At 71.4% G+C, this 17,341-nt stretch carries 12 protein-coding genes and 1 pseudogene; 8 read left to right on the forward strand and 5 right to left on the reverse strand.

The features are described 5' to 3' along the window. Positions 1–2 precede the first annotated feature (2 nt). Positions 3–1,127, forward strand: coding sequence for a metallophosphoesterase (locus JXZ78_RS35405; protein WP_238783588.1), 1,125 nt, complete (start codon positions 3–5; stop codon positions 1,125–1,127). Between the two features lie 28 nt (positions 1,128–1,155). Here JXZ78_RS35405 and JXZ78_RS35410 read toward each other — a convergent pair. Next, a pseudogene (locus tag JXZ78_RS35410) lies at positions 1,156–1,257 on the reverse strand (IS5 family transposase); the annotation flags it as partial. A 129-nt stretch (positions 1,258–1,386) separates the two neighbouring features. Between JXZ78_RS35410 and JXZ78_RS35415 the strand changes: the two are divergent. The 6 genes from JXZ78_RS35415 (at position 1,387) to JXZ78_RS35440 (ending at position 9,562) form a co-directional block, all read left to right on the forward strand. Further along, entirely contained in the window at positions 1,387–2,181 is a 795-nt protein-coding gene (locus JXZ78_RS35415) for an SDR family oxidoreductase (RefSeq protein WP_030023967.1), read from the forward strand. A 217-nt stretch (positions 2,182–2,398) separates the two neighbouring features. Then, positions 2,399–3,949 (forward strand): esterase/lipase family protein, encoded by a 1,551-nt coding sequence (locus JXZ78_RS35420; protein WP_078624610.1) that lies wholly within the window; start codon positions 2,399–2,401, stop codon positions 3,947–3,949. Positions 3,950–4,075: 126 nt separating this feature from the next. After that, positions 4,076–4,513, forward strand: coding sequence for a hypothetical protein (locus JXZ78_RS35425; protein WP_030023965.1), 438 nt, complete (start codon positions 4,076–4,078; stop codon positions 4,511–4,513). 110 nt (positions 4,514–4,623) lie between these two features. Further along, the gene (locus JXZ78_RS35430) at positions 4,624–5,769 is read left to right on the forward strand and encodes a PLP-dependent cysteine synthase family protein (protein WP_275128544.1); all 1,146 of its coding nucleotides are present in this window, start codon (positions 4,624–4,626) and stop codon (positions 5,767–5,769) included. Then, a complete protein-coding gene (locus JXZ78_RS35435) occupies positions 5,766–7,016 on the forward strand; it encodes an MFS transporter (RefSeq protein WP_030023964.1) in 1,251 nt (416 codons plus the stop codon). The genes JXZ78_RS35430 and JXZ78_RS35435 overlap by 4 nt, the downstream gene beginning before the upstream one ends. Positions 7,017–7,300: 284 nt before the next feature. Then, positions 7,301–9,562: a SpoIIE family protein phosphatase gene (locus JXZ78_RS35440; protein WP_050502945.1), complete on the forward strand. Its 2,262-nt coding sequence runs from the start codon at positions 7,301–7,303 to the stop codon at positions 9,560–9,562. Here the strand turns inward: JXZ78_RS35440 and JXZ78_RS35445 are convergent, their stop codons facing one another. From JXZ78_RS35445 to JXZ78_RS35455, 3 genes are all read right to left on the reverse strand, one after another. Then, a complete protein-coding gene (locus JXZ78_RS35445; protein WP_030023962.1) occupies positions 9,563–11,224 on the reverse strand; it encodes a transglycosylase family protein in 1,662 nt (553 codons plus the stop codon). Between the two features lie 84 nt (positions 11,225–11,308). Further along, the gene (locus tag JXZ78_RS35450) at positions 11,309–13,435 is read right to left on the reverse strand and encodes an FG-GAP-like repeat-containing protein (protein WP_050502944.1); all 2,127 of its coding nucleotides are present in this window, start codon (positions 13,433–13,435) and stop codon (positions 11,309–11,311) included. A gap of 229 nt (positions 13,436–13,664) precedes the next feature. Next, on the reverse strand, positions 13,665–13,928 hold the full coding sequence (locus JXZ78_RS35455) for a hypothetical protein (protein WP_106968908.1): 264 nt from the start codon (positions 13,926–13,928) through the stop codon (positions 13,665–13,667). Between the two features lie 467 nt (positions 13,929–14,395). On the opposite strand from JXZ78_RS35455, the gene JXZ78_RS35460 reads away from it, so the two are divergent. Next, positions 14,396–15,382: a helix-turn-helix transcriptional regulator gene (locus JXZ78_RS35460; RefSeq protein ID WP_030023958.1), complete on the forward strand. Its 987-nt coding sequence runs from the start codon at positions 14,396–14,398 to the stop codon at positions 15,380–15,382. A 69-nt stretch (positions 15,383–15,451) separates the two neighbouring features. On the opposite strand, the gene JXZ78_RS35465 is transcribed toward JXZ78_RS35460, so the two are convergent. After that, entirely contained in the window at positions 15,452–16,843 is a 1,392-nt protein-coding gene (locus tag JXZ78_RS35465) for an NADP-dependent succinic semialdehyde dehydrogenase (RefSeq protein WP_030023957.1), read from the reverse strand. Between the last annotated feature and the right edge of the window lie 498 nt (positions 16,844–17,341).

Genomic DNA, 17,341 nt, shown 5'->3' on the forward strand with positions numbered 1-17,341 from the left:
GTGTGCACCGGCGGACGCTGCTGGGCGGGGCGGTGGCGGGAGCGGCGCTGGCCGCGCTGCCGTTCGGGGCGCAGCGGCCCGCGGTCGCCGCGCCGCGGGCGGGCGCCCCGGGGCGGTTTCCGCTCCCGTCCGCGCCGGGCCCCTCCGACGAGTACGCCGTCCTGATCACCGGCGACGCCGGGACGGGCACGGCGGAGCAGTACGCGGTCACGGCGGCGGCCGCGGAGGTCTGCCGCGCCGAACACGTCGGGCTGGCGGTCGGCCTCGGGGACAACATCTACGAGAACGGCCCGGAGTCCGACCACGACTCGGAGTTCACGGAGAAGTTCGAGCTGCCCAACACCGGTATCGACGTGCCGTGGCTGATGGTGCTGGGCAACCACGACTGTTCGGGGCTGATCCCCGGCAGCGGCGGCGACCCCTCCCGCGGTGACCGCGAGGTCGCGTACGCCGCCACGTCCCGCCGCTGGTACATGCCGGGCCGCTACTACAACGTCGCCCTCCCGGCAGACGGCTCCCAGGGGGAACCGCTCGTCGAGTTCTTCGCGCTCGACACCAACCCGGTCGCCTCCTACGTAGCGCAGACCGACCCGCACTACTACTGGAACGGCCCGTACATGCGCGAACAGCGCCGCTGGCTGGACGCCGCGCTGACCGCCTCCCGCGCGCGCTGGAAGGTGGTGCTGAGCCACCACCCGTACCTGAACAACGGCAAGCACGGCAGCGCCGGTGCGTACGACGGCTTCGTGATCGGGAACTACACCAGCGGCATCCACCTCAAGAAGCTGTACGAGGAGGTGGTGTGCGGCCGCGCCGACCTGATCATGTCCGGGCACGACCACACCCTGCAGATCCTGGAGCCCACCGACCGTACCCGCGGCACCCGGCAACTCGTCTGCGGCGCCGCGGCCAAGACAGGCGACGGCAGGGCCCACTTCACCCACCCCGCCGCCTGGCAGGACTTCACCCGGCACGGGTTCATGGTGCTGAAGGCGGGGGCCGGCGCGATGACGATCGACGCGTACGTGGTCGACATCGCCACGAAGAAGGCCCGGCTCGCCCACCGGACACGGACCGCTCGGCCGGTGGCTGCGGGGGCCGGGGTGCCGGCGGGGGCTGGGGGCTGAGGGCTGAGGGCTGTTGTGAAAGTACTGTTCACAGCCACTCGTTGAGGACCGCGACCAGCACGGTCGCCTCGTAGCGGACCGCGAGCTTGTCATACCTCGCGGCTACAGCCCGGCGGCGCATGAGGCGGTCGCGGACGCGGTCCGTCGGGACCGGGATCCGCTTGCTTGGAGTGCACTCCAAGGTCATAGCGTTGAGACAGCTGAACCGAACACCCGACGCGTCGGCATCGTCCCGCACGACCAACGAGAATGGCGGCAAGTGGTAGCCAACCAGTTCACAACGCATGCAGAACTTTTCGATCTGCGGGGAAAGCGCGCGCTCGTCACCGGTGGCACCCGGGGCATCGGAATGATGATTGCACGTGGCCTGCTCCAGGCGGGCGTCCACGTGGTCATCAGCTCACGCAACGCGGAAGCGTGCGCTCAGGCGCAGGAACAACTGTCCACCTTCGGTGAGGTGCGGGCCATCCCCGCCGACCTGTCCCGCCACGACGAGTGCCGGCGACTGTCCGACCTCGTCACCGCGGACTCGGAACGTCTCGACATCCTCGTCAACAACGCGGGCGCCATGTGGGACGAGCCGCTGGCGTCGTTCCCGGACGCGGCCTGGGACACGGTCGTCGACCTCAACCTGAAGTCGCCGTTCTGGCTGGTCCAGGCGCTGCTGCCCGCACTTCGCAGGGCGGGCACTGCCGATGATCCCGCGCGGATCATCAACATCGGCAGCATCGCCGCCATCCACGTCCCCCAGCGGCCCAACTACTCGTACTCCAGCAGCAAGGCCGCACTGCATCAACTCACCAGAGTGCTCGCCAAGGAACTAGGACCGCAGCACGTCACCGTGAACGCCGTGGCGCCGGGACCGTTCCCGTCGAAGATGATGGCCGCAACCCTCGACGAGTTCGGCGAGGCGATCGCGGCGTCGGCCCCACTACGCCGGATCGGCCGCGACGACGACATGGCGGGTGTCGCCGCGTTCCTAGCCAGCCGGGCAGGCGCATACCTGACAGGCGCCGTGATCCCCGTCGACGGCGGCATCGCCACCACCGCGTAGGCCGCCTAGGTCCTGTATGCGCAAATCAAGGCCACGATCCCGGTCCCGACGGACCGCGTCCGCCACCGCCTCGAGCGCGGATCGCGAGGCGGACGGCCGCCCAAGTCCGACAAGGACGACTCCACAGGACGACACCTCGGGTGGCGGTTTCCTGCCCTTGCCGCTGTCACATGTCAGCAGCACAGTGTGTGGCTCACCCACCGAAAGGCCGCTGAACATGCCCCGTAAGAAACTCACGTCCGCGCCCGTGTCGGCGAATCCGAGCGGCACCGCCTCGAAGAGAAGGCGGCCGAGTCCCGCTTGGACGGCCACGGCAGTCGGCGTCCTCTGCCTCTCTACGGCGCTGACCACCTCCGCCGACGCGCTGCCTGTGTCTGCCACCCAGGGGCAGGCCCGGACAGGTGCTTACGCCAAGGCCTCACACCGTCCCGTCGTCTTCGTCCACGGCTGGCACTCCGAAGGTGCGGTCTGGAACGGGATGCTGGGTTACGCCGAGACACAGGGATACGAGAGCAGCGCATTACATGTCTACGACTACAGCAGGATGACGAAGCCCGGTGAGCACAATCCTGGAATCGGCGAGATAGCCGGAGACTTCTCCAAAAGAGTCGACGAGATCGCGAGAACGTCGCCGGACGGCAAGGTCGACATCGTGGCCCACTCGATGGGGGGCCTCGTCGCGCGCGCCTACATCAAGAAGCTGGGCGGCGTGGACAAGGTGCAGCACTTCGTCTCCATGGGAAGCCCGCACCATGGCACCATCGTGGCTGACGTGGGGGTGGGTGGGTCCAATGCCGTCAACGCGATCGGGTTCTTCCTCGGAGAGAACAACGTCTTGGTCGGGCATGCGAGAGAGCTCGCCAAGAATTGCGACGCGCAGTGCTGGGACATGGCGAGCAGGTCACCTTTCCTGAGGTCGCTGAACTCGGGGACGGAAGCGCCACGCAGAGCCGACGGGTACCCCCGGTACACGACCTTCCGCTCCAACGTCGACGACGAGCCGGCCGTCCACAAGAACACCAGGGGCGGGTTGAAGCCCAAGATCGGCCTGTGCGACGGCGTCGTCTTCGGTATCACCGACCAGGGCTCCTGGGCCCTCGAAGGCAACGGCCCGAACGTGCGGGGCGGAAAGACCTCCGCCCTCGAGGGAGCGGACAACATCGTCACGACGTGCTTGCCGCACGGCGATTACCTCAACGACCCATGGACGCAGGAGAAGACCCTGGACGCGCTCGCCGAGACCGCCGGCGGCGAGACGGACAAGTACGTGCCCAGGGCACGTAATACCACCACGTGCAACGCGTTGACCCGGACTCACAGCGGCGGTGATTACGTTCAGGCGTGGCTGCAGTCCTGTCTGCAAGTCAGCCCGGCCAAAGAGGTGACTCCGGTCCTCCGGATCCGCGGCTGCGGGCACTACCGCAGACCCGGGTTTTTCGGCGGGCAACGCGTCTGGTACTACGCTCCCGAAGGGTGGGGGGACAACGTGCAGTGTGTGATGACTCGCCATGATCTCTCCCTCAAGAAGGAAACCCGCACCAGGCGAGAACCGGGCAACCATGAAGCGACGTTCGACACGCGTGCCGGTGAGGTGAAGGTCGGCAACCTCTCCCTCCAGGGTGCGGGGACATACCAGCTCTACAGCTCCAGTCTGAGCAGGCCGCACGGCTCGCCGCACATCTCTGTGAACGTCAGGACATGGAATGACGACGACAACTACACGACCTTGAATCCCTCGGTCGAAGGGCCCAGCGTGACGGTCCGGTAGCTGTACTGATCACGAGCGCCGCCGAAAAGGACGCGGGGGTGCGACCGGACGGACGGCACTGCCGACATCGGCCAACCTGCGCGCCCGGCGCGCCTTTCCGCGCATGAACGATTACTGTTGCCGCCGATGACGCCCGACCGTGCGGTACTGCCCGGCTGCTCCGCGTCCCGGACCGGAGCGGTGATCCTGGTACTGCTCGCTGCCCTGGCGCACGTGCTGGTCTGCGCGCACGGGCCGGTTCCGGCAGGCGGCGGCCAGGTCGACACTCCCGTCGCGGCCGCCGCCTTCGAGTGCGCGGGCGCGCCCGGGCAGTTCACGGACGCCGCGGCCGCCCACTCGCTGCACGGGCACGGCAGCGCCGAGCTCTGCTCGGGTCCGGACAGCCCGACGCTCCAGCCCCCACGGCAGATCGCTTCTCCCCTGCCGTTCCTTCCGAGCCTGGTGCCGGCCGTTTTCACCGGAGCCGGGCCGGACGACGTGGCGGCCGACCGGTCGCCGCCCCCGTGCCCCGGGCGCACGGCGGCCGGGCAGGAGCGGGCCCGCCTCGGCGTGTGGCGGACCTGATCGCTCCGGAGGCCGCGCCGGTGCCCCCGCGCGGCCAGTGAGCAGATCCGCCTTTCCCCGACTCACGGCCGGCCGCCGATGCACGGCGCCGGCCGCAGGAGAAACACGCCATGAACCAGCTCACCCGCACTCCCGTGCCCGTCTCCCCGGCCCAACTGCTGGCCGGCGCCCGGCGCCCGATGCACACTCCCGCCGGTCTCGTCGGCGACACCCCCGTCCTGTGGATCGGCGAGCCCTTCACCGCCCCCGGGCGGGGATTCTGGGCCAAGCTCGAAGGCCACAACCCCGGCGGCATCAAGGACCGCACCGCCTTGCACATGGTGCACGAGGCGCGGGCGCGCGGGCAGCTGCGGCCCGGCGCCCGTATCGTCGAATCCACCTCCGGCACCCTCGGCCTCGGCCTGGCGCTGGCCGGCGCCACCTTCGGCCACCCGGTCACCGTCGTGACCGATCCGGGCATGGAGCCCCTGATGACGGGGCTGCTCACGGCCTACGGGGCCGATGTCGACCTCGTGCACCGCCCCCACCCGGCCGGCGGCTGGCAGCAGTCCCGCCGCCACCGTGTCGAGGAACTCCTGGCCGTACAGCCCGAGGCCTGGTGTCCCGACCAGTACAACAACCCCGACAACGTGGCCGCCTACGCCCCGCTGGCCCACGAACTGACCGCCCAGCTCGGGCGGATCGACACCCTGGTGGTCTCGGTGGGCACCGGCGGCCACTCGGCGGGCATCGCGTCCGTACTGCGCGGCTTCTTCCCGCGCCTGCGGGTCGTTGGTGTCGACACCACCGGCTCCACGATCTTCGGCCAGCCCGCCGCGCCCCGCCTGATGCGCGGCCTGGGCTCCAGCATCTACCCCCGCAACGTCGCCTACCACCTCTTCGACGAGGTCCACTGGGTCGCCGCCCCCGAAGCCGTGTGGGCCGCCCGGCGCCTGGCCCGCGACCACTACACCACCGGTGGCTGGAGCGTGGGCGCCGTCGCCCTGGTCGCCCGCTGGCTGGCCCGTACCCTGCCTGCCGAGGAACGGATCGTCACGGTCTTCCCCGACGGCCCGCAGCGCTACGTCGGCACCGTCTTCGACGACGCCTACGGCCGCGAGCACCACCTGCTGGACCGGCTGCCCGCCGAAGATCCCGACGAGATCGACGACCCCGCCCGGCAGGTCGTCACCCGCTGGACCCGCTGCACCCGTGTCACCGACCCGACCCGCCCCGCCACCCCCGACGCACTGAGCACGGCGGGAGTCGCCCGATGAAGCACCTGTGGCGGCAGACCCGCTCCTTCCCGCCCGCGGCACGCCTGCTGATGGCCAACCAGTTCGCCATCAACCTCGCCTTCTACATGCTCATGCCCTATCTCGCCGCCCACCTGGCCGGCACCCTGGGCCTGGCCGCCTGGGCCGTCGGTCTCGTCCTGGGCGTGCGCAACTTCTCGCAGCAGGGCATGTTCCTCATCGGCGGCACCCTCGCCGACCGGGTCGGCTACAAGATCCCCATCATGACCGGCTGCCTGCTGCGCACCGTCGGCTTCGGTCTGCTCGGCTGGGTCGACAGCCTGCCCGCCCTGATCGCCGCCTCCGCGGCGACCGGCTTCGCCGGCGCCCTGTTCAACCCCGCCGTCCGCGCCTACCTCGCCGCCGAAGCGGGAGCGCGGCGGGTGGACGCCTTCGCCACCTTCAACGTCTACTACCAGGCCGGGATGCTCGCGGGCCCGCTCGTCGGCCTGGCGCTGCTGGCCGCCGACTTCCGCCTGGTGTGCACGGTCGCCGCCACCGTCTTCGCCGCGCTCACCCTGCTGCAATGGCGCGCTCTTCCCCGGCTCGGCGGTACGGCCGCCGCCACCCGGGAGCGCGTGCTCGCCCAGTGGCGCGCGGTCGCCTCGAACCGGCCCTTCCTGCTGTTCTCGCTGGCGATGATCGGCTCCTACGTCCTGACCTTCCAGGTCTACCTCGCCCTGCCCCTGGCCGCCTCCGACGCCCTCGGTGACCGGGGCACCCTGGCCACCAGCGGCCTGTTCGTCGTCTCGGCGGCCGTCACCGTCGCCGGCCAGCTCCGGCTGACCGGCTGGGCCAAGGCCCGGTGGAGCCCCAGCCAGGCCCTGGTGCGCGGCCTGGCCGCCATGGGGCTGGCCTTCCTCCCCCTGGCCTGCGTCTCGTCCGGCGTACCCGCGGCGGTCCTCACCGCGCTCGTCGCCGCCGTCGTGCTGCTCGCCGCGGGCAGCGCGGTGGTCCACCCCTTCGAGATGGACACCGTCGTCACGCTGTCCGGGGGACGTCTGGTGGCCACCCACTACGGCCTCTACAACACCGTCTCGGGGCTGGGCATCACCGTGGGCAACCTCGTCACCGGCGCCCTGTGGGACTTCGCCGCCCGCCACGACGCCCGCTGGCTGACCTGGACCGCCCTGGCCGCGACCGGCCTGGCCTGCGCGACGGCCCTGGCCGCCCTCGCCCGTGGCGGACACCTGGCACCGGGCCGCCAGCCGCAACCGGCCCCGGCGTAGCCGGTCGGCGCACCACCGGCATACCCCCCCATGCGCCCTGAAAGTGCGCATTCCGGACCGCTGTCCTAACGTGGGCGCATGGCCGCTTCCCGGTTGCGATGGTCCTCCTTCGGCGGGCCGCGCAGGGAAGCGGCGGGCGTGGTGGCCCCGGCGTCGCCGGCCCCGACTGCCTGGCGGGCAGCCGGGGCCGGCGCGCCTCCGGTGTGCGGCCCCCGCCCCCGGCCGGGAGACACGTCCGGCAGCCGTACGTCCGCACCGGCCGGGGGACAGGAGCGTCGCAGGTCATGACCGGACGGAACACCACTCCGCCCGGCCGCTACGACCCGCGCCGCGGCGTACCGCCCCCGGCTCCCGATCCGGGAAGTGATCCGGAGGCAGTCCCGGGGGCCGATCCGGGGGCCGATCCTGGCGGCGCCGCCTCCGCCCCGTCGCCCGATCCCCTCACCCCCCTCACCCCCCTCGACCTGCGCGAACGTCTCGCCCTCAACCGCACGGGCACGTTCGACTGGGATCTGGACGGCGCGACGCTGGAACTGGACGCGTGCGCGCTGGACGTCTTCGACCTGCGGCCGGACGAGTACGACGGACGGCCCTCGACGCTCACCGCCCGCCTGCCGCCCGAAGAGGGGTACCGGCTGGACGCGGCCGTGTCCCAGGCCGTCCAGGACGGGGCGCCCTCGTACGGCGCGTACTTCCGCGTCCACTGCCGCGACGGCTCACCCCGGTGGACGCACACCCAGGGCCGCATCCTGCGCAACGCGGACGGCCGCCCGTACCGGATCACCGGGCTCGTCCGGGAAGCCGGTACGGAGATGGCCGACTCCGTGCTGCTGCGGTCGCTCCAGGAGAACCGGCAGCGGCAGACCACGATGGTGCAGCAGACCACGGCGGCCCTCTCCCGTGCCCTGTCGGTCGCGGACGTCACCCGGGTGCTCACCGGGACCGGCGGCGCCCGGCGCTTCGGCGCCGACGCGCTGATCCTCGGGCTGGTCGACAACGACCGCTTCGAGGTCATCGCCATCACCGGCCTGCCGGGCACGACGCCCGAGGACATGATGGCCTCCCGGCTCGACGACACCCTGCCGCTGTCGGACGCCGCGCTGTCCCGCCGTGCCGCGTTCCTGTCCTCCCGCGGCGAGCTGATGGCCCGCTACCCGCGGCTGCGCCCGTATCTGGACCGGGTCCCCTCCGGCAGCGCCGTCTTCCTGCCGCTGGTCGCGCAGGACCGCGTCATCGCGGCGCTCGGCCTGTTCAACACCGAGCCCAAGCAGCACTCGGCGGAGGACCGCAACCTCGCGCTGGCGCTCGCCGGTGTCGTGGCCCAGTCACTCCAGCGGGCCATGCTCTTCGACCAGGAACGCGAGTTCGCGACCGGTCTGCAGGCCACGATGCTGCCGCGCCGGGTCCCCGAGATCGCCGGGGGCGAGGTCACCGTCCGCTATCACGCGGCGAGCACCGGGCGGGACATCGGCGGCGACTGGTACGACGTCATCCCGCTGCCCCAGGGGCGGATCGGGCTGGTCGTGGGCGATGTCCAGGGCCACGACACGCACGCCGCGGCCGTCATGGGCCAGCTCCGCATCGCCCTGCGCGCCTACGCCGCCGAGGGCCACTCCCCCGAGACGGTCCTCGTGCGCGCCTCCCGTTTCCTCGCCGAGCTGGAGACCGAACGGTTCGCGACGTGCACGTACGTCCAAGCCGACCTGGAATCCGGCGCGCTGCACGTGGCGCGGGCCGGGCATCTGGGCCCGCTGGTCTGGGACGCGGCCCGGCACACGGACTGGCACCCGGTACGCGGCGGGCTGCCGCTCGGACTGGCCACCGCGTTCGGCCAGGACCACTTCCCGGAGACCCAGCTCTTCCTGGAACCGGACTCCGCCCTGCTGCTGTGCACCGACGGCCTCGTCGAACAGCCCGGTCAGGACATCACCGCCGGCATCGACGCGCTGACCGCCGCGGTACGGGACGGTCCCGCCGAGCTGGAAGCACTGGCCGACCGGCTCTCCGACCAGCTCTGGGCCCGGTCCGGGTCCGGCGACGACATGGCCCTCGTCCTGCTGCACCGGGCGCCGGCGGCCGGGACGACCACCATCACCCCGCGCTTCCGGCTCCATGTCCACCAGGCCGACCCGTCCGGTGCCTCGGAGGTACGGGCGATGCTGCGGCGCACGATGGACCAGTGGCGGGCCGGCTCCATCGCGTACGACATCGAGGTCGCCGCCACCGAACTCATCACCAACGCGCTCACCCACACGGACAGCGGAGCCCTGGTGACGGTCGAACTCCTGCCGCCCGGCCCCGGTCCCGGCAGGGCGGGCGGCCCCCGGCGCCGTGTCCGTCTGGAGGTCGAGGACCGCTCCAGCCGCTGGCCCCGCCGCCGCACCCCCGGCGAGACCGCCACCTCAGGCCGCGGCCTGATGATGGTCGAAGCCCTCTCCGACGCCTGGGGTGCGGAACCGAGGGGCAGCGGCAAGGCCCTCTGGTGCGAGTTCGCGCTGCCGGGCGAGGAACAGCAGCACCCGCCCGCCCGGCCGCGGCCGGACTGATCAGGCCAGGTCGCTGCGGAACCAGTTCCAGGACTGCGCGCTCTCCCAGTTCTTCACGGGCGCCGCGAATCCGCTTCCCGTGCTGGTGAAGGACCACAGGCCGGTGCTGTTCGCGCCGTTGTCCTGCTTGCCGTAGTGGTAGAGAACGCCGAGGTCCGTCTTACCGTCACCGTTGAAGTCGCCCGAGGTGACCTTGCTGGCGTCGGCGTTCCAACTGTCGCTTCCGGAGTCCCACTTCTTGGTCGCCCGGGTGAATCCGGAGCCGGTGCTCGTCAGGGTCCACAGTGCCGTCGTGTTCTTTCCGTCGGCCTGCTGACCGCCGTTGTACAGAATCCCGACGTCCACCTTGCCGTCACCGTCGAAATCACCCGACGTCACCTTCGAACGGTCCCAGCTCCACGACCCCGTCGTCCGGTCGTCGTTGTCCCACTTCTTCACCGGACCGGCGAAACCCGAACCCGTACTGGAAAGGGTCCACAGCGCCGTCATGTTCTTCCCGTCGGCCTGCTGACCGCCGTTGTACAGAATCCCGACGTCCGCCTTCCCGTCACCGTCGAAATCACCCGACGTCACCTTCGAACGGTCCCAGCTCCACGAAGTGGTGCTCTGCCAGGTCCGGACCGGCTTCTTGAAGCCGGATCCCGTGCTGGTGAAGGTCCACAGCGCGGTGTGGTTGGTGCCGTCCGCGTCCTGGCCGTCGTTGTACAGAACCGCGATGTCCGCCTTGCCGTCCCCGTCGAAGTCACCGGTGGTGACCTTGGAGCGGCCCCAGTTCCACGAACCGGTGCCGGCCTCGACGTTGTCCCACACCTTCACCGGTTCGCCGAATCCGGAGCCGTTGGCGGTGAAGGTCCACAGGGCGGCGTGGTTGGCGCCGTCGGCCTCCTGCCCGTAGTCGTAGAGGACGCCGATGTCGTCCTTGCCGTCGCCGTCGAAGTCACCGGACGCCTGGGTCGCCGTGGCCCGGTTGGCGGTGTAGAAGGGCACCGCGGCCGAGAGCGGGCCGGTCTGTCCGGCGTCGTTGGCCGCCCTGACCGTGAGCGTGTGCGGGCCGTCGGCCAGCGTCCTGGTGTCGAGGGTGGTCCGGTAGGCCGGGCCGTGTCCGCTGTCGGTGCCGACGGCGGTGCCGTCGACGAAGAACGTGGCGGAGACCGGGGTGCCGACGGCGTCGGTGACGGACGCGGTCAGCTCGACGGTCCCGGTCGTCATGGCGCCCGTGCCCGGCCCGGTGGCCACGGACACCGGCGGGACGGGGGTGGGGTACGGGGTGCCGTGGTCGGAGCCGAGGCGGGCGGCCGGCCCGCAACGGGGCCAGGCCCGCTCGCCCTGGCCGGCGAGGACCTTCTCGGCTATCAGGACCTGCTGACGCTTGGTGGCGTGGTCCGCGCGGTCGGCGTAGGCGAGACCGCCGTAAGCCTTCCAGGTGGACTGCGCGAACTGAAGTCCACCGTAATAAGGGCCGGCAGGGTTGTACGCCTGCCAGTTCCCGCTGGACTCGCACTGCGCGACCTTCTCCCAGGTGCCGAGCGACGCGGCGGTGGCGGGTGCGGCGGTCAGGGGGACGGAAGCCATGACCGCCGCCGAGACGACGGAGAGCGCGGCGGCGAGGCGTGCGTTGCCGGTGGTGGACCGGCCTCGGGTGGAAGGCGTGCGTCGGGACATGGGGGTGCGTTCGCTCCTGAAGCGTAAGAGTGTGGTGGGACGACGGCCCGGGGGCGGGGCTGCCCGCCCCCGGGCCGGATCGGGTCAGCCGAGGTCGCTGCGGTACCAGTTCCAGCTGCCGGTGTCGCCGTTCTCCCAGGCCTTGACGGGGCCGTGCACGCCGTGCTCCCCGTCGGCGCGGCCGGAGAAGGTGAACAGTGCGGTGTGGTTGACGCCGGCGGAGTCCTCGCCCTGGTTGTAGAGGGCGCCGAGGTCCGTCTTGCCGTCACCGTTGAAGTCGCCGGTCACCAGCTTGGTCCGGTCGGCGTTCCAGCTGCCGGTGGTGCGGTCGTCGTTGTCCCATGCGCGCTTCGGGGCGCGCATACCGTCCGCGGTGCCGTAACCGATGTGGAAGGCCGCGTGGTTGACGCCCTGGGCGTCCTGGCCCTCGTTGTAGAAGATACCGAGGTCGGCCTTGCCGTCACCGTCGAAGTCACCAGCCACCGGCTTGCTGCGCTTCCAGCTCCAGCTGCCGGTCGTGCGGTCGTCGTTGTCCCACACGCGCTTCGGGGCGCGCATACCGTCCGCCGCGCCGTAACCGATGTGGAAGGCGGTGTGGTTGCCGCCCTCGTCGTCCTGGCCCTCGTTGTAGAGAATGCCGAGGTCGGCCTTGCCGTCACCGTTGAAGTCACCGGCCACGGGCTTGCTGCGTTCCCAGTTCCAGCTGCCGGTCGTGCGGTCGTTGTTGTCCCACACGCGCTTCGGGCCGCGGATACCTCCGTCGTAGGAGTAGAGGATGTGGAAGGCGGTGTGGTTGCCGCCCTGGTCGTCCTGGCCCTCGTTGTAGAGAATGCCGAGGTCGGCCTTGCCGTCGCCGTCGAAGTCACCGGCCACGGGCTTGCTGCGCTTCCAGTTCCAGCTGCCGGTGGTGCGGTCGTCGTTGTCCCACACCTTCTCCGGAGCCTTGAAACCGGAACCGGTGCTGATGAATTCGTACAGGGTGGTGATGTTCTTGCCGGAGTCGTCCTGTCCGTTGTTGTACAGGACCGCGATGTCCGCCTTGCCGTCACCGTTGAAGTCGCCGACGCTCAGCTTGCTGCGGTCGGCGTTCCAGCTGCCGGTGGCGGCATTGTCGTTGTCCCACACCTTTTCGGGGGCCTGGAATCCGGAACCGGTGCTGGTGAACTTGTACAGGGTGGTGATGTTCTTGCCGGAGCTGTTCTGCCCGTTGTTGTACAGAACCGCGATGTCTTCCTTGCCGTCACCGTCGAAGTCGCCCGTGGTGGTCGTCGGCACCGCCTTGTTGGCGACGAAGAACCCGGCAGCCGCGGAGACCGGGCCGGCCTGCCCGGCGGCGTTCTTGGCCCGCACGGTCAGCTTGTGGGCGCCGTCGGCGAGTTCGGTGGTGTCCAGCGAGGCGGCGAAGCTGTTCCCCTTGCTGGCCACGGAGTCCACCAGCTCACCGTCGACGTAGAAGTCCGCGCCCGTCGGCGTGCCGACGCTCTCGGCGACCGAGGCGGTCATGGCCACCTGGCCGTCCAGGACGGCGCTGTTGGACGGCCCGGTCACGGTGGCGACGGCGGGGGTGGCGGACGGCGCTCCCGGGTCGCTCTCGGGGTCGACCGCACCGTCGACGATCTTCTTGTAGCGGTAGGCCCGGTAGGTGCTGGTCGGGTGGCCGGACAGCATGGAGGCGTTGAAGTTGCCCACGTAGCGCTGGGTCGGGACGCTCCGGCCGCTCTCCGAGTAGAAGTAGAAGGTCTGGGCCGACCGGTCCTTCCAGCCGGCGAACAGGACGACGTGGGTGTTGGTGTCGTTCAGGATGTCGCCCGGCTGCAGATCCGACCGGCTGATCTGCGTCGACACGTCCCGCAGGCTCCAGGTGTTGCGGCTCTCCGGCAGCTGCCAGGCCATGGATATGTAGCCGGAGCAGTCCTGGCGGTAACGGCCTCCGGTCGCGGAGTCCTGCCAGAAGTTGTACGGCGAGTTGAGCCCGTTCGAGCTGTACGGGACGCGGGCCTGCGCCCAGACCTTGGCCCGGTCGATCACCTGCTGTCTGGTCACCTGGCCACCGGGGGCGGCCCCGTGACCCAGCGTCCCGGTCGACGTCACCGAGCGGTACCCGGCCTGGACCGAGTCCGCGTGTGCGGTGCCGGTCACCAGGGCGACGGACGCAATGGCGGTGGCGAGCAGCAGAGAGGTACCGCGGAGCGCGGTGTTGCTCTTGGACATGGATGTGTCTCCGAACAGCGAGAAATTGCAGGAAAGGGAAAGGGAAAGGGAAAAGAAGGGAAGGAAGAAGAGCCGCGGAACCGGCGTCGCACCACGGGGGAATTCCGGCGCCGCACCACGTGACCACGTGGCAAAGCCGGCCCGCACGGTGCGGCACCCGCCGGTGTCCGGCGGGCCGGTCAGGCCGGACGGACCGGTCAGGTCGGACGGGTCAGACGGATCAGACGCGTCAGACGGCGGGGACGGTGAGACCGCGGGCGGCGAGCGGCCTCCGGGCGCGGGTCAGCAGGGCGCACGCCTGGCGCGCACCGGACAGGTCGTCCTCGGCCCGTACGAAGAAGAAGAGGACCATCCCGTCCTCGACGCCGCGCGCCCGGACGTGTTCCAGACCGTCGGAAGGAACGGCGTGCGCCCACAGCAGGTCGTGGACGAGGGTGGCCTCGTCCTCGGAAGCGGGCCCGTGATCGTCGCGTCCGAGGCGGATGCGGAACACCCGCACCGATGCTCAGTCCCAGCTGATCACGTTGCCGGCGAGGCCGGCCGCACGACCGGCCGCACGACCGGCATCACGACCGGCCCGGCGGGCGCCCGCGGAAGCGGAGCGGGCGGAACCGGGGAACGAGGCAGCCGCGAACGGCCGGGGAAAGCGCAGCACAAGGAGCTCCGATGCACGTCGATGTGGGTGACGGGGTGGCTCGCCGAGGCACCGGGCCGGCCGGACTTGCCGGTGTTGCCGGTGATTCCGGTCCTCGGCCGGGGCAGGGTCGGCGGCACGGTTCCGCCTCGTCCACCCCGTACGACACACCCTGTCGCCCCGTCCTCCGGGCCGGAAGGGTTTTCCACCGGCACCAAGGAGCCAGGCACCTTGGTGCCATTTGCACACTCCTGCGAAAGATCACATAAAATCGCTCGGCCGACGGCAGTGACCGACGGTGCTGACGCCGTCACAAGGGGGAGAGGATGCTCGAAGCGCTGGGGCTGGACGCCCACGCCGAAGCCGTCTATCGGGGGATGCTGGCGCACCCGGCACACGGAGTCGCCGAGCTCGGCGCGCAGCTCGGCCTGACCGAGAGCCAGGTGCGGGAGGGGCTGGACCGGCTCGTGGACCTGAACCTGCTGCGGGCCTCCCGCGACGCCCCCGGCGCGCTACGGCCCGTCAGCCCCGAGGCGGGGCTGGAGGAGCTGCTCTGGCGTCAGGAAGCCGACCTCGTCCGCCGTCAGCAGCAGTTGATGCAGAGCAAGGCGGTCGCGGCCCGGGCCGTCGCCGAATTCGCCGGCCTGCGGCCGCCCCCGGAGAGCCGGCACACCGAGCGGCTGGTCGGGCTGGACGCCATCCAGTCCCGGCTGGAGACCCTCAGCCGGGACCTGCGGCAAGAGTGCCTGTCGATCATGCCGGGCGGCGCCCAGTCCCCGGCCGGCCTCGACGCCTCCCGGCCGCTGGACGAAGAAGCGCTGGCCCGCGGCGTCCGGATGCGGGCCGTCTACCAGGATTCCGCCCGCAACGACGCGGCGACCCTCGCCTACGCGCGGTGGACCGTGGCGCGGGGCGGTGAGGTACGCACCAGCCCCGTCCTGCCGCCCCGGCTGCTGGTCTTCGACCGCACCACCGCCATGGTCCCGATCGACCCGGCGCGCTCCCGTGACGGCGCCCTGTGCACCACGGCTCCCGGCATCGTGGCGTCCCTCGTCGCCCTCTTCGAACTGACCTGGGAGGCCGCTGCGCCCCTCGGGCAGCCGCGCAGACGGACGGCCGAGGACGGGCTGACCACGGGAGAGAGGGAGCTGCTCAAGCTCCTCGCGTCCGGGCTGACCGACGAGGCGGCCGGCCGGCGGCTCGGGGTGTCCCTGCGCACCGTACGCCGCCAGATGGCCTCGCTGATGGAACGCCTGGAGGTGACCAGCCGCTTCGCCGCCGGGCTCAAGGCCGGCCGGCGCGGGTGGGTCTGAGGTCCCCGGCAGCCCGGCCGGAGCCCCGAAAACTTCAGGGGCTCCGGGGGCTCCGGGGGCTCCGGGGACTCACGCCCCGTGCCACACCGTGGTCGCGTTGCAGAACTCGCGAATGCCGTGGCCGGCCAGTTCGCGGCCGTAGCCGGAGCGTTTGACGCCGCCGAAGGGGAGGGCGGGGTGGGAGGCGGTCATGCCGTTGAAGAAGAGCCCGCCGGCTTCGATGTCGCGGACGAGGCGCTGCTGTTCCTCCTCGTCGCGGGTCCACGCGTTGGAGCTGAGGCCGAACGGGGTGTCGTTGGCGGTGGCGATCGCCTCGTCGAGGCTGTTGACCCGGTAGAGCGTGGCGACCGGGCCGAACGCCTCCTCCCGGTGGATGCGCATCTCGGGGGTGATGCCGGCCAGCACGGTCGGCTCGTAGAACCAGCCGGCGGTCAGCTTCTCCGGGCGTTTGCCGCCGCACAGTGCGGCCGCACCCCGGTTCACCGCGTCGTCGACCAGTTCCTCCAGGTCGGCGCGGCCCTGTTCGCTGGCCAGCGGGCCGACGTCGGTGGACTCCTCCATCGGGTCGCCGACGGTCAGGGCGGCCATCCGCTCGGTGAAGCGCACCGCGAACTCGTCGTAGACGTCGGTGTGCACGATGAAGCGCTTGGCGGCGATGCAGGACTGGCCGTTGTTCTGGACCCGGGCGGTGACGGCGGTGCGTACGGCCGCGTCGAGGTCGGCGGAGGGCAGCACGATGTACGGGTCGCTACCGCCCAGTTCCAGCACCGTCTTCTTGATCTCGTCACCGGCGATGGACGCCACGGAGCGGCCGGCCGGTTCGCTGCCGGTGAGCGTCGCGGCGGCGACCCGGCGGTCGCGCAGGATGTCCTCGATCGCGCCGGAGCCGACCAGCAGGGTCTGGAAGCAGCCTTCGGGGAAGCCCGCCCTGCGCAGCAGGTCCTCCACGTACAGCGCGGTCTGCGGCACGTTGGAGGCGTGCTTGAGCAGGCAGGTGTTGCCGGCCATCAGGGCGGGTGCGGCGAACCTGATCACTTGCCAGAGGGGGAAGTTCCACGGCATGACGGCCAGGACGGTGCCCAGCGGCCGGTAGCGGACATAGGCGCGGGACGCCCCAGCGTCCTTGGCGTCGGCGGGGTCCGGTACCTCGTCGGCGAGGAGTTCCTCGGCGTGGTCGGCGTACCAGCGCATCGTCTTCGCGCACTTGGCGGCTTCCGCGCGGGCTGCCGCCAGCGGTTTGCCCATCTCGGTGGTCATGGTGCGCGCGATGCCGTCCTGGCCGGCTTCGAGCAGGCCGGCGGCGTTGCGCAGCAGTTCGCCGCGTTCGGCGAAGGTCGTCGTCCGGTAGGCGCGGAACGTCTGCTCGGCCCGGGCGAGCCGGTCCTCGATCCCGCTCGCGTCGAGGGCGTCGAACGTCTTGAGCGTCTCACCGGTGGCCGGGTCGACCGTGGCGATGGCCATGGGGGTGCACCTCCCGTGGGGTGGTGGGCGGGCTTCGTGAAGGAGTCGGGGCCGCCGGGCCCGCGATTGCGGGCCCGGGGGCCGGTACGGGCCTGGGCCCAGGTGGTCTAGCTGATCGGCCCGGGGGCCGGGGACGGCTCCGGTACGGGGTCGGGGCCCGGCGGGCGCGGTACGGGGTCGGGGCTGGGCGTCGGCGGCTGCGGCGTGGGCGGGGCCGGTGTCGGGCCGGGCGGCCCGGGCACCGGCGGCCCCGGTGTCGGCCCCGGCACGGGGCCGGGCCCGGGGCCCGGCTCGGGTCCGCCGGGTCCGGGGGACGGCGTGGGTGTCGGCGGCACGGGCTCGCTCTCCTGCCCGGGCTCGCGCGTACGGTGCGGTGTCGGTTGCCGCTCCACAGCAGACCTCCTGGGTCGGACGGCACGTGGTTCTCCGGCCCCGGTACCCGGCTTTCGCCGGTCTATCGCACTGACGCACGACGGATTGCGCCCCGGGCGCCCGCCC

Source organism: Streptomyces monomycini (assembly GCF_022271435.1).
Classification (GTDB): domain Bacteria; phylum Actinomycetota; class Actinomycetes; order Streptomycetales; family Streptomycetaceae; genus Streptomyces; species Streptomyces monomycini.